We start from the raw sequence: 13,282 nt of genomic DNA, 5'->3' as shown, positions 1-13,282 counted from the left end.
GGACGCATGGTGACGATGGGTTCGGTGGTGCTGGGCGTGGCGGACGTGCCGCGGGCGGTGGCGTTCTGGACGGCCGCGCTGGGCTACGTCCCGCGCGGGGACGGCGACGAGCGGTGGGCGGTGCTGCTGCCGCCGCACGAGGGCGGGGTGCAGCTGGCGCTGGGCCGCAGCACCAGCCCGGTCCAGGAGCACCCCCGGGTGCACCTGGACCTCTACGCGCAGGACGCCGCCGACCAGGCCGCCGAGGTGGAGCGGCTGGTGGCACTGGGGGCCCGACGGGTGGAGTGGGACAGCTACCCGCCGGACCCGGACTTCGTGGTGCTGGCCGATCCGGACGGCAACCGCTTCTGCGTGATCGACACCGCGCACGGCTGAGGTCCGGTGCCCGGCGCGAACTCCCGCACCGCACCGCGCCGCCGGGCACCGGCATGCCGACCGCTCCCCGGGGTAGCCGCCCGACGCACGGGCGGCAGGGCGCCGTCCGGTGCGAGAAGGGGACGTGACCGACGTGACCGACGTGACCATGACGCAGAAGATCGTGAGCGGGTACGACGGCTCCCCGCAGTCCCGGGCCGCCGCGCGCTGGGCGGCCGCGGAGGCCGAACGGCGCGGCGCGGAGCTCACCCTGCTGCGGGTCTGGCCCTGGCTGGGCGCGGCCGACCCGGAGGGCCCGGCCGCGGATCCGGTCCAGCAGGCCGAGCACGATGACCTGGAGTCGCTCGCCGCGGACGTCCTGGCCGCCCACCCCGACCTGGTGGTGACCACCCAGGCGGCCGCGGGCGACGCGGCCGACATGCTGGTCGCGGCCACCGCCGACTACGACCTGGCCGTCCTCGGCTCCCGGGCCCCGGGCGCCGTCGCCGACCTGCTGGGCAACTCGGTGGCCCTCGCGGTCGCCGCCCGCGCCGCCTGCCCGGTCGCCCTGGTCCGGGAGCACCCCGCCGACCGGGACGCCCCGCCCGCCGCGGCCCCGGACACCCGGTCGGCGGCGGCCGCGGCGCCCGCGCCGGACGCCCCGGCCGTCCCGCCCGCCGCGGACGTCCCGCCCGCCGGGGCGGCCACGACCGTGGTCGCCGAGCCGGTGACCGCCCCGCCCGTCGCCCCGCCCGTCGCGGCGCCGGAGCGGCCGGAGATCGTGGTCGGGCTGGCGGGCGAATCCTCGCTGCCCGCCGTCGAGTTCGCGCTCGCCGAAGCCTCCCGATCGGGCGGCCGGGTGCGGGCGGTGCACGGGTGGGACATGGTGCCGCTGCTGGCGGCCGCACCCGGCTGGCTGCCGCCGGACCCGGACGCCGACCGCCAGGGCGAGCGGATCGAGGCCGACCTGGACCAGCTGCTGGCCCCCGCCCGGGCCGCCCACCCGGACGTCGAACTGCAGGTGGAGGCGCACCTCGGCGGCGCCGCGGGCGCCCTGGTCGCCGCGGCCGAGCACGCGGACCTGCTGGTCCTGGGCCGCCACCCGCACCTGTTCGGCAGCCGCCTGGGCACGGTCGTCCACGCCGCCGTCCACCACAGCACCGCCCCCGTGGTGCTGGTCCCGCACGACTGACCGGCCCGCACCTCCCCTCCCCGCTCCGCCCTCCCGGAAGAGCCACCGCAGCCCCGGGAGGGCGGACCCACGCCCGGCCCCGTGCCCGGCCCCCTGCACCGCCCGGTCCGGTCGGACCACCTCACCCCTACCCCGGGCCGGGTGAGGGGGATGCTCGCCCCGCTCGGATTGAAAAGTTTTTCGCCATCTTGCAGCAAGGGTTTTCATGACGTTCGGATGTCGCCGGGAACACCGGCAGATGTCCGCGGTGTCAATCCGGCCGCCGCCCCGCTGGCCGGTCGACCTGAAGGCACTCCCTCCACTTCTTGAAGGCAAAGGGGCGGCGAGGCTCGAATGATGACCTGAACCTGATGCCAATCGGGCGGTAGCCGCTGGTCTTCCGTTGATTTCGTGTTGTGATCAACGGGTGCTGACACCGCGTCAGCACCGACGGAGAAGAGACGGGAAGACCCATGACCACCGCACCGCCCCGCACCACGGCCACCGCCTGGTGGCGTCCGCTGCTGCTCGTGGCCGCCCTGCTGACCGGACTGTTCGGCGCCGCCGCACCGGCCGGCGCGGCCACCGCCGAGGCGACCCTCTCGGTCACGGTCTCCGCCGTGACCAGCCCGGGCGACACCGTCCTGATCAGCGGGAACACCGCGCAGTTGGGCAACTGGGATCCGGCGAAGGCCGTCCCGCTGACCACCACCGCGCAGACGTACCCGTCCTGGACCGGCTACATCCAGATCATCCAGGGCACCACCGCGCAGTACAAGTTCCTGATCCGCAGCAGCACCGGGGCCGTGACCTGGGAGAGCATCCCCAACCGCTCGGTGACCGACTCGACGACCACCGTCACCGCGATCAACGACCGCTGGAACGTCAGCAACGGCGCGCCGGTCGCCGCGACCTTCCGCGTCACCGCCACCACCGCCTACGGGCAGAACGTCTACCTGGTCGGCGACCTGGCCGAACTCGGCGGCTGGAACCCGGCGAAGGCCGTCCCGCTGACCACCGGCTCCGGCAGCTACCCGACCTGGACCGCCGCCCTGCAGCTGCCGCCCAGCACCCCGATCGCGTACAAGTACCTGATCAAGAACCCGGACGGCAGCGTGGTCTGGGAGAGCGGCGCCAACCGCACCACGACCACCCCGCCCACCGGCACCTTCACCGCCACCGACACCTGGCGCCCGTAGCACCGAGCCACCGACCGGCCGCCCGACCGCCCGTTGAAGGTGCGGAGGGCGGCCCCGGTGTTTCAGCACGAGATGCCCCCTCCCCTCCGCAGCGTCATATGCCGCGAGGCGGTGTGCCCGGACGGCCGATCCGGCGGGAGCGTCGGCGGTCCGGCGGCCGTGCACCCGGGTGACCAGCGAGGGGCTCGCGGCGGGGATCACGCAACGCGGAGGGCGCGCGAGGACCGGCGCCCGCCCTGCACCCGCGCACAGGAGAGAAGAGAGGACACGGTGACGGAGGAGATCGGCACCAGCGGCCACAAGCCGAAGGACCTGGTCTGCCCGCACTGCCACGCCGGAGTCGAGGCCGTCCACGCCGGTACCGCCGTGGACGACAACGGGCGCAGCCTCGACCGCTGGCAGGCGGGCCCGTGCCACAACCCGCAGTGCTCGCAGGCACTTCAGCCCCGCGCGGTCGGCTGAGAGGGGCCCGCACCGCCGATCCCCTGCGGCGGTCGGCGCCCTGCACGGCGGGGAGGCCCCGAACGGCCGCTCTGCTGCGCGGTGCCGACCGTCCGGCGGTCGAGCGTCCTGCCAGGGGCTCGACCCGTTCCGCGGGAGAACGGCGCACTGCAACGAATGTGTCACAAGCACCCCGACCGAACGGACCCCGTTCCCGGATTCGGCGATCCTGGTCCGGCTCCGTTCTGCAGGATCCGGCCGCGGAGGGTGATCGCCGGAGGGGCCCGCTGCGCGCCCGCCCCACCGGCCCGCCCGACCCGGCGTTCGAACGTTCGAGAGGGTCTTCGTGACACAGCAGGAGATCATGGCCCTGGCGATGTCAGGTGCGACGACGATCGTGGCGGCGATGGCCACGGACGCCTGGGAGACCGTCCGGGACCGCGTCTCGACGCTTCTCCACCGCCGCGGCCCCGAGCCGCGCGCCGCCATCGAGGCCCGCCTGGAGAGCAGTGCAGAGCTGGTCTCCCGGGGGCGGGACGCCGACCGCGCCCGCGAAATGGTACGCGGGCAGTGGCAGTTGGAGCTGGAGGAGTTCCTGGCCGCGCATCCCGAAGCGGTCGAGGAGCTGCAGGAGCAGTTGGACTCGATGCGGGCGGCGCTGCCGGAGGCCCAGCAGCAGTGGGTGCAGAACAACACCGCCAACGGCCACGGAGTCGTTACCGCACTGCAGCACGGCACTCAGCACGTCTACTACATGGACTCCCCCGGGCCCCGCACCGGCACCGGCACCGGCACCGGCACCGAGGAGAGGACGGGCTGACCGTGGGCACGCCCGCGGGCCCGGACAAGGGCGCGGTGTATGCGCAGAGCATCACGGCGACCGACGGCGGCCGGGTGTACGCCGTGCAGCACGGGGACCAGTACAACTACATCTACCGCGGCACCCCGCCGTACCGGGTGGAGCCCTTCCCGCTCGCGGCCCCGGCCGCGCTGCCGCCCGGGCTGGCGCGGGTGCCCAGCCGCCTGCTGACGGCCCGTCACCAGGTGGTGCCCTTCCTGCCCAGGCCGGAGTTGGCGCCCCTGGAGTCCTGGCGGGACGAGGCGGTGCCGGGGCTGTCGGTGCGGCTGGTGCACGCCGAGGGCGGGTCGGGCAAGACGCGGCTGGCGGCCGAGTTCGCCGCGCGCTCGGCCGAGGCCGGCTGGGCGGTCGCGCTGGCCCGGCACCGCAGCGAGGTCGCCTCGGCCGGCGGCGACGACCAGTCCCTGACGGTGCGCGCTCCGGGGCTGGTCATGGTGGTGGACTACGCCGAGCGCTGGCCCCTGGAGGACCTGATCACCTTGGTGCGCCAGCACCGGGACGCGGCCCGCGACCGGCTGCGCATCCTGCTGCTGTCGCGTCAGGCCGGCAGTTGGTGGCAGGGGCTGGCCCACCAGCTGACCAAGCTCGACGTCCTCGACGTCGAAGCGCTGCAGCTGGGAGGGCTCCCCGACGCTCCCGGCGCCCGGGCCGCCGTGTACACCGCGGCCCGGGACCGCTTCGCCGAGGTCCTCGCCCACCCGGACCCGTCCGGGATCGGCGTCCCCGAGGACCTCGACGCGCCCGCGTACGCCCTCACCCTCACCGTCCACATGCGTGCCCTGGTCGACGTGGACGCCGCCGCCCGCGGCTGCGCGCCCCCGTTCGGCCGCGGCCTGGCCGGCCTCTCCTCGTACCTGCTGGACCGGGAGCACGACCACTGGCGCTCCTTCCACGACGAGGGCCGGGGCCCGCTGCGCAGCGGCCCGGGCCCGATGGGCCGGGCGGTGTACGTGGCCACCCTCGCGGGTTCCCTGGTCCCCGCCGACGCCGCGGCCGCCCTGGTGCGGACGGGTGCCGCCGTCGACACCGCCGCCGGGGCGCAGTTGGCCGAGGACCACTCCCGGTGCTACCCGTCGGCCGATCAGGCCCTGCTGCTGGACCCGCTCGCCCCCGACCGCCTCGGGGAGGACTACCTCGCGCTCACCCTGCCCGGCCACGAGGAGGAGTTCGGCTACCACGCCACGGACCCCTGGAGCGTCGCCGCGCCCGCCGCGCTGCTGGCGCCCGGCCGTCGGGGTGGAGAACCGGCGGGCTGCACCCGCCAGGCGCTGACGGTCCTGATCGAGGCGGCCCACCGCTGGCCCCACGTGGTCGACCGGCACCTCGACCCGATTCTGCGCGACCACCCCCGCCTCGCCCTGGCCGCGGGCAGCGCCGCCCTGACCCGCCTGGCCTCGCTGGAGAGCCTCGACCTCGCGGTCCTGGAGGCCGTCGAGTTCGAGTTCCCCGAGGAGCGCCACACCGACCTCGACGTCGGCATCGCCGCGGTGGCCGCCCGCCTGGCGGCCCACCGCCTGGCCACCACCCGTTCCCCGGCCGCCCGGGCGAGCATCCACAACGGGCTGGCGATCCGTCAGGGGCGCGCCGGTCTGTACCACGACGCCCTCGCCAACGGCCGGGAGGCGGTGCGGATCTGGCGGGAGCTCGCCTCGACCGGGCTCGGGTACGACGCCGACCTGGCCCTGGGGCTGACCAATCTCGGCATGCGGCTGGAGGCGGTGGGACAGCCGGACGAGGCCCTGTCCGTCACCCGGGAAGGCGTGCAGCTCTGGCGCCGGCTCGCGGGCGACGCCCCGAACGCCCACGCGGCGAAGCTCGCCTGGGCGCTGTCCGCGCTCGGTGTCCGGCTGAAGGCGGTGGGGCGGGGCGAGGAGGGCACGGCCGTCGCGGAGGAGAGCGTGCGGATCTGGCGCTGCCTCTCGGCGGTCGACCCGGCCGCCCACGAACCGGACCTCGCCGCCTCACTGACCAACCTCTCGAACCGGCTGTGGGCGCAGGGACGGTTCGAGGAGGCCCTGGCCGCGGGGACGGAGGCGCTGTCCGTCCACCGCCGGCTGGCGACGGACAGCCCGGCCGCCCGGGAACCGGACCTCGCGCTGGCCCTGGTCTCCCTCGGCGCCGACCTGTGGAAACTGGGACGGCAGGAGGAGGCGGTGGCCGCCACCGAGGAGGCGGTCGGCATCTACCGCCGGTTGGCGGCCCGCCATCCGGCGGCCTACGAACCGGAGTTCGCCCGCGCCCTGGCCAACGTCTGCGTCCTGCTGGCAGAGGTGGGCCGTCGCGACGAGGCCCTCTCCCCCGCCGCGGAGGCGGTCGACGTCTACCGCCGGCTGGCCGCGGACGATCCCGCCGTCCACGAACCGGAGCTCGCCCGCGCACTGAACAACTTCGGCTCCCGGCTGTCGGGGGCGGAACGGCCGGACGAGGCCCTCTCCCCCGCCGCGGAGGCGGTCGACGTCTACCGCCGGCTGGTGGCCGGGCGCCCGGCCGTCCACGAACCGGGCTTCGCCGCCGCGCTGAAGAACCTCGGCACGACCCTGTCCGAGGCGGGCCGGTGGAGGGAGGCCCTCGCCCCCACCGAGGAGGCGCTGGAGATCCGGCGCCGCCTGGCCGCCGAGAACCCCGCCGCCCACGCACCGTACCTGGCCCGCTCCCTGGCCGCCCTCGCTTCCTGGCTGTCGGAGGCGGGGCGCCCGGAGGAGGCCCTCGCTCTCACCGAGGAGGCGCTGGAGATCCGGCGCCGCCTGGCCGCCGAGAACCCCGCCGCCCACCTGCCCGCCCTCGCCGAATCGCTGTCCGACCTCGGTGGCGCGCTGTGCGACCTGGACCGGTTGGAGGAGGCCCTCGCTCTCACCGAGGAGGCGCTGGAGATCCGGCGCCGCCTGGCCGCCGAGAACCCCGCCGCCCACCTGCCCGCCCTCGCCGACTCCCTGACCAACCTCGGAAAGGTCCTGTCCGCGGGGTGGCGGTGGTTCGACGCGCTGGAGGCCGCCGAGGAGGCGCTGGAGATCCGGCGTCACCTGGCCACCCAGAACACCGCCGCCCACGCACCGGACCTCGCCCGCACCCTGTCCAACCTCGGTGTCATGCTCTCGAACCTGGGCCGGACGGAGGAGGCGCTCGCCGTCGCCCTGGAGGGCGTGGACATCCGGCGGCGGCTGGCCGCCGACCTCCCGGCCGCCCACCGGCCCGGCCTCGCCACCTCGCTGGCCAACCTCGGCTCGCTGCTGGCGGGGGCGGAGCGGTGGGAGGAGTCCGTCACCGTGACCCGGGAGGCGGTGTCGATCCGGCGGCAGCTGGCGGCGGACAACCCCGGCGCCCACGGACCGGACCTCGCCCGCGCCCTGTCCAACCTCGGAACGGCTCTGGGGAGGACGGGCCGCCCGGAAGAGGGTTTCGCCCTCAGCCGGGAGGCGGCCGACGTCTACCGCCCGTTCGTGGCGGCCCACCCGACCGCCCACGCGTACGACTTCGTCACCTTGCTGACCGCCCTCGGCACGCGCCTGCGGGCAGCGGGGCGCTGGGAGGAGGCCGTCGCCGCCCTCGGGGAGGCGGTGGAGGTCCGGCGCCGGACGGTCGGCCGGAACCCGACCGCCCACGACTCCGGCCTCGCCGGTTCGCTGAACGACCTGGGCGGGACGCTGGTGGCGGCGCAGCGCTGGGAGGAGGCGATCGCCGTCACCGACGAGACGGTGGAGGTCCGGCGCCGGATGGCCGACCGGGACCCGGTCGGCCGCGAACCCGACCTGGCCGACGCGCTCACCGCCTCCGCGCTGGTCCGTCGGCTGGCGGGGCGGGATCTTCCCGGAGCGCTGCGGGCGGTCATGGAGGCGGCGACGATCCACCGCAGGCTCGCGGCGACCGAGCCCGCACGGTTCCACGCCTCGCGCTGCGACGTCCTGCGGCTGCAGGAGGACGTCCTGCGCACCCTGGGGAGGCGGACGGAAGCAGCCGCCCTCCGTTCCTGGCTCGCGCTCAACGCCCCCGGTTCCGGCCCCCGGTAGCGCGAGCGGCTGGGCGGCTCGGCGGCGCGGAAGGGCCCACCCCCGGACTCTAAAAAGTCAGCTGTGCACGTTTAAGGGGTCATCGCAGAGCAGAAGGAGCCGGCCATGACCGAGGCCCCCGCCGTACACGGCACCCTTTTCATCGGCGGACGGTGGGAGACCCCCGCCGGAACCGACACCATCGAGGTCGTCTCGCCGCACGACGGAACGCTGATCGGCCGCGTCCCGCACGCCACCCCGCAGGACGTGGACCGGGCGGTGGCCGCCGCCCGGGAGGCGTTCGACCACGGGCCGTGGCCGCGGCTGCCGCTGGCGGAGCGCCTCGCGGTGCTGGAGCGGATCCAGGCGCTGATGCTGGCGCGCCAGGACGAGTTCGCCCGGGTGATCAGCGCGCAGAACGGCTCCCCGGCCTCGTTCAGCGTGACCAACCAGGCCGCGGCGGCGGCCGTCCAGTACGGGCTGGTGGCGGCGGCCGCCCGGGAGTTCCCGTTCGAGGAGCGGCGCGAGGGCCTGCGGCAGCCGCTGCTGGTGCTGCGCGAGCCGGTCGGCGTGGTGGCCGCGGTGGTGCCGTGGAACGTCCCGCAGTTCGTCACCGCCGCGAAGCTCGCCCCGGCCCTGGCCGCGGGCTGCACGGTGGTGCTGAAGCCGAGCCCGGAGACGCCGCTGGACGCCTACCTGCTGGCCGAGGTGTGCGCGGAGGCCGGGCTGCCGGAGGGCGTGCTGAGCGTGCTGCCCGCCGACCGGGAGACCAGCTCCTACCTGGTGGCGCACCCGGGCGTGGACAAGGTCTCGTTCACCGGCTCGGTGGCCGCCGGGCGCCAGGTGATGGCCTCCGCCGCGCAGCACCTGGCCCGGGTGACGCTGGAGCTGGGCGGCAAGTCGGCGGGCATCGTGCTGCCGGACGCCGACCTGCCGACCACCGTCGCGGCCCTGGCCGCCGGGTCGCTGCTGAACAACGGGCAGGCCTGCGTCGCGCTGACCCGGATCCTGCTGCCCGCCTCCCGGTACGAGGAGTTCGCCGCCGCGCTGACCGCGGTGTTCGGCGGGCTGCGGGTCGGCGACCCGCAGGACCCGGAGACCCAGGTCGGCCCGCTGGTGTCCAAGCGCCAGCAGCAGCGCAACCTGGACTACGTCCGGATCGGCCGGGAGGAGGGCGCGGAACTGCTGGTCGGCGGCGGCGTCCCGGCCGGGCTGGAGGCGGGCGCCTACGTGCAGCCCACCCTGTTCGGCGAGGTCACCAACGGGATGCGGATCGCCCGCGAGGAGATCTTCGGCCCGGTGGTCTGCCTGATCCGGTACGAGGACGAGGACGAGGCGGTGCGGATCGCCAACGACTCCGACTTCGGCCTGTCCGGTGCGGTGTTCACCGCCCGCACCGAGGAGGGCGTCGCGCACGGCGTCGAGGTGGCCCGCCGGATCCGCACCGGCACGTACACCGTGAACGGCTTCACCATCGACCTGCGCGGCCCGTTCGGCGGCTACAAGAACTCCGGCGTGGGCCGGGAGTTCGGCGCCGAGGGCCTGGGCGAGTACCTGGAGCACAAGACCGTCGCCCTGCCCGTCACCGTCTGGCCCCTCACCACTTCCTGGGAGTACCCACCATGTTGGCTGCAATGATCACCGCCCCGGGCGCCACCGAGCTGGAGGTCCGCGACGACGTCGAGGCGATCGGCTTCGGCCCCGGCACCGTGCGGGTCGCCGTCCGGGCGACCAGCCTGTGCCACTCCGACCTGTCGGGCATGAACGGCACCATCCCCGCGCCGATGCCGCTGGTGCTGGGCCACGAGGGCGCGGGCGAGGTGCTGGAGGTCGGCGAGGGCGTCACCCACGTCCGCCCCGGCGACCGGGTCATCGTCAACTGGCGGCCGTCCTGCGGCGCGTGCGCCTGGTGCGTGCGCGGCCAGGGGCAGCTGTGCCAGAGCGGCAACGCCGCGATGACGACGCCCGCGTTCCGCTCCGGCGGACAGGACTTCTTCCGCTTCATGGGCGCGGGCACCTTCGCCCAGGAGGTGGTGCTGAACGCCGCCTTCGCCAGCCCCGTCCCCGACGGCGTCTCCTACGACGCGGCCGCCCTGATCGGCTGCGGCGTCACCACCGGCGTCGGCGCGGTGTTCAACACCGCGGACGTGCGGCCGGGCGAGAGCGTCGCGGTGATCGGCTGCGGCGGCGTCGGCATCAGCGCGATCCTCGGCGCGAAGGCCGCCGGGGCCTCGCACATCGTCGCCGTCGACCCGGTCGCGGCCCGCCGGGACTGGGCGCTGTCCTTCGGCGCGACGGCCGCCGTGGCCCCCGAGGCGCTGACCGACGCGGTCGCCGAGGCCACCGGCGGCCTGGGCTTCGACCACGTCATCGAGGCGGTCGGCCGCCCGGCGACCTTCCGCTCCGCGTACGACGCCACCCGGCGCGGCGGCAACGTGGTGCTGGTCGGCGTCGGCGGTGCCGAGGACGGGTTCCCGATCAGCATGTGGGAGCTGTCCGCGGGCGAGAAGCGGGTGCTGCCCTCGTTCTACGGCGGCGACACCGTCACCCGCACCTACGCCCGGATCGCCGAGCTGGTCCGCACCGGGCGGCTCGACCTGGAGCGGCTGATCACCCACCGGCTGCCGCTGACCGGGATCAACGAGGCGCTCGGCCTGATGCGCAGCGGCGAGGCGCTGCGGATCGCGCTGACCGTCTGACCCGCCGACGCCCGTGCCCCCGGCGCCTCCTGAGCGGGCGCCGGGGGCACGGGCCTCCCCGTCCGGTCAGCTCCCCGGACGCGCGGAGGCCGCCGGTTCCACCGGGTCCATCAGGCCCGCGCGGTCGAGGGCCGGGCGGAACTGGTCGTAGAACCCCGCCTTGATCCGGTAGGCCCGCTCCTCCAGCTCCGCGAAGACCGCGGCGGAGCGCTCGTCGACCAGCAGGGCGGCCACCCGGGCGGCCAGCGCGTCGGCGTGGGTGCCGGGCTCCGTCGAGAGCCCGGCCAGCGGGGCGGTCTTCGCGTCGTGGAGCAGGTGCGGGTGGTAGAAGACCGAGCGGTTCTCCCCCTCGGTGGTCAGCCGCCGCGCCATCCGCTCCCACAGGCGGGTGTACTCGACGGAGACCAGCACCTCGCCCCAGAACCGCAGCACCGTCAGGATCCGCAGGTCGCTGTCCGGCCGCCCGCCCGCGTCCGCGACCAGCGCGAAGGTCGCGTCGACCGCGTCCAGGGTGGCGGCGGTCGGCCGGGAGGCCGCGATCCGCTCGTTGCCGATGCCGAGCCTGCGCAGGTCCTCGGTCATGTCCTCGCGGTGCGAGGGGACCCGCCCCGACCGGCCCGGGTACTCCTCGCGGAGGATCACCCGGGCGATGCGCCGCCCCTGCTCGTCCTGGAGCAGGTCGATCGCCAGGTCGTAGACCGGGGTGAAGGCGAGGGAGAGGAAGCGGCGCTGGAGCAGGAGTTCGGCGAAGTCGGCCTCGGCGAGCCCGGCGACCTGCGCCAGGACGGGGTGCCGGCGGAAGCGCTCGACGAGCGCGTCCTCGAACTGGTCCACATCGTGCACGGTCGTACCTTCCTGGGGGTTCATCGGTTCTCGTCCGCGGCACCGGAGCCCGGGGCCTGGGCCGGGAGCGGTCGGGCGATCCGGTCCTTCCAGCCGTCCGGGAACTCCACCGGCTCCGAGAGCGCCGGGTTGCCCCAGATCGCCTCGAACTCGTTGCGGACCTCCCGGCCGATCAGCGTGTCGTCGCCCCGGACCTCGCTCTGGGTGCACATGACCGCCTTCTTGCCGTGCAGGAAGGAGCTGATCAGGTAGTGGTCGTCCGCCCGGTACACGGCGACCGAGGGGAGGGTGTCGTACATCCGCACCTGCAGCCGGGCCCGGGCGGGCCCGTCCAGGTCCTGCCAGAGTGCGGACAGCACCTCCAGGTTGATCCGGACCTCCAGCTTGACCTTGTGCTGCTCGGACTCGCCGAGCGAGCGCTCCCGGAGGCCGACCACCGGCGAGTTCGGCAGCAGCAGCAGGATCCGCACCGGTACGCCCCTGGTCAGCGCCGCCCGGACCGGCTCCCGGAAGTGCTCGGCGAAGTCGGGGATCCAGGTCTGCAGGATCGTCACCTCGGAGCGCGCGGCGCCCACGTACTCCTTGAACAGCTCCGCCGGGAGCACGGGGTGGGCCGTCACCAGCCCGCTCTCCCGGAGGTTGCCCGCCCGGCTGCGGCCCTCGACCAGGGCGGCCACCTTCTCGTCGATGCCGTTGATCCGGCTGACGGCGCGCGACATCACGGCCAGGCACATCGCGACCGCGCCCAGCACGCAGAGCGACGCCTGCCCCGAGTCGAACGTGCCGGGCAGGAGCTGGAAGTTCGTGCACGCGTCGACGATCGGCAGCACGAAGGCCAGGAGGCCGGGCACGCCGATCCCGACCTCGACCGCGACCCGCCGCACGGAAGCGATGTTCGCCCCCACGTCCCCTCCTTCGAACCGGCGCCCTGACTGCCACGGCGACCCTATCCAGCCACCCGCCCCCACCGGACCGGTCGGAGGACTGAAATCTCCTGAACTCCCTTCCCGGGGAGGATCAGTGACGCTCAGTCGGGTTCCGGCGGCGGGCGGCGGCGGGGCGGCCGGGGCCCTCCCGACCGGCGCACGGGTAGGATTCCGGACATGCCCGCACCGACCGACGACGCCCGGCAGCGCCGCGTCCAGCAACGCGCGCTGGAGACCAGGGAACTGCTGCTGCGGGCGGCGGTGGACGTGCTGTGCGACCACGGGTACGCCGGGTTCTCGACGCTGGCGGTCGGCGAGGCGGCGGGGGTGAGCCGGGGGCGGCTGGTGCACCACTTCCCGACCAAGAACGCGCTGATCGAGGCCGTCACCGACCACCTGGCCCGCTCGTACGCCGGACTGGCCCCGGCCCAGGCCCGGGAGCTGGCCGCGGCCCCGCAGCCGGACCGGGCCGCGCAGGGCCTGGGGATGATCTGGCAGCTGATGAACACCCGGGACTACCAGGCGTTCCTGGAGCTGCTGATCGGCACCCGGCACGACCCCGAACTGCGGCCTCTGGTACGGGAGTTCGAACGGCGGCTGGAGAACGAGCTGATGGCCGCGGTGCGGACCGTCTCCGGCCCGGCCGCCGACTCCCCCGAGTTCGGCGCCTCGCTGCTGACCGCGCTGCAGGCGATGCGCGGACTGCTGCTGATCTCCTCGGCCGGCGGGCACGACCTCGCCGCCGAGTGGGAGACCGTCCGCGAGCGGCTGCTGCTGCTGTTCCGCCCGGTCGCCTGAACGCACCAC

The 13,282-nt window shown here is 75.1% G+C and carries 11 protein-coding genes; 9 read left to right on the top strand and 2 right to left on the bottom strand.

Annotated features, from left to right (window positions below; all coding sequences use genetic code 11):
- Window positions 1-6 precede the first annotated feature (6 nt).
- The 8 genes from QSK52_RS09475 (at window position 7) to QSK52_RS09440 (ending at window position 10,706) form a co-directional block, all read left to right on the top strand.
- Window positions 7-375, top strand: a complete 369-nt coding sequence (locus QSK52_RS09475; RefSeq protein ID WP_285735492.1) for a VOC family protein — start codon at window positions 7-9, stop codon at window positions 373-375.
- Window positions 376-499: 124 nt separating this feature from the next.
- Entirely contained in the window at window positions 500-1,546 is a 1,047-nt protein-coding gene (locus QSK52_RS09470; protein WP_285735491.1) for a universal stress protein, read from the top strand.
- A 452-nt stretch (window positions 1,547-1,998) separates the two neighbouring features.
- Window positions 1,999-2,724 (top strand): CBM20 domain-containing protein, encoded by a 726-nt coding sequence (locus tag QSK52_RS09465; RefSeq protein ID WP_285735490.1) that lies wholly within the window; start codon window positions 1,999-2,001, stop codon window positions 2,722-2,724.
- A gap of 270 nt (window positions 2,725-2,994) precedes the next feature.
- Window positions 2,995-3,186 carry a hypothetical protein gene (locus tag QSK52_RS09460; RefSeq protein WP_285735489.1) on the top strand — a complete coding sequence of 64 codons (192 nt, stop codon included), beginning with the start codon at window positions 2,995-2,997 and terminating at the stop codon, window positions 3,184-3,186.
- A gap of 325 nt (window positions 3,187-3,511) precedes the next feature.
- Complete coding sequence (locus QSK52_RS09455) at window positions 3,512-3,985, top strand: hypothetical protein (protein WP_285735488.1); 474 nt, start codon at window positions 3,512-3,514, stop codon at window positions 3,983-3,985.
- Window positions 3,986-3,987: 2 nt separating this feature from the next.
- Window positions 3,988-8,028, top strand: coding sequence for a tetratricopeptide repeat-containing protein (locus QSK52_RS09450; RefSeq protein WP_285735487.1), 4,041 nt, complete (start codon window positions 3,988-3,990; stop codon window positions 8,026-8,028).
- A gap of 105 nt (window positions 8,029-8,133) precedes the next feature.
- Window positions 8,134-9,645 (top strand): aldehyde dehydrogenase, encoded by a 1,512-nt coding sequence (locus QSK52_RS09445; RefSeq protein ID WP_285735486.1) that lies wholly within the window; start codon window positions 8,134-8,136, stop codon window positions 9,643-9,645.
- Entirely contained in the window at window positions 9,630-10,706 is a 1,077-nt protein-coding gene (locus QSK52_RS09440) for a zinc-binding dehydrogenase (protein WP_285735485.1), read from the top strand. The genes QSK52_RS09445 and QSK52_RS09440 overlap by 16 nt, the downstream gene beginning before the upstream one ends.
- Before the next feature lie 66 nt (window positions 10,707-10,772).
- On the opposite strand, the gene QSK52_RS09435 is transcribed toward QSK52_RS09440, so the two are convergent.
- The gene (locus QSK52_RS09435; protein WP_285735484.1) at window positions 10,773-11,549 is read right to left on the bottom strand and encodes a hypothetical protein; all 777 of its coding nucleotides are present in this window, start codon (window positions 11,547-11,549) and stop codon (window positions 10,773-10,775) included.
- 20 nt (window positions 11,550-11,569) lie between these two features.
- Complete coding sequence (locus QSK52_RS09430) at window positions 11,570-12,454, bottom strand: hypothetical protein (protein ID WP_285735483.1); 885 nt, start codon at window positions 12,452-12,454, stop codon at window positions 11,570-11,572.
- 198 nt (window positions 12,455-12,652) lie between these two features.
- Between QSK52_RS09430 and QSK52_RS09425 the strand changes: the two genes are divergently transcribed.
- The gene (locus QSK52_RS09425; RefSeq protein WP_285735482.1) at window positions 12,653-13,273 is read left to right on the top strand and encodes a TetR/AcrR family transcriptional regulator; all 621 of its coding nucleotides are present in this window, start codon (window positions 12,653-12,655) and stop codon (window positions 13,271-13,273) included.
- The last annotated feature ends 9 nt before the right edge of the window (window positions 13,274-13,282 follow it).

The sequence above is a fragment of the Kitasatospora phosalacinea genome, assembly GCF_030268885.1.
Classification (GTDB): domain Bacteria; phylum Actinomycetota; class Actinomycetes; order Streptomycetales; family Streptomycetaceae; genus Kitasatospora; species Kitasatospora phosalacinea_C.
Note: the sequence above shows the minus strand (reverse complement) of the source record. Positions and strands in the feature narration are given on the sequence as shown.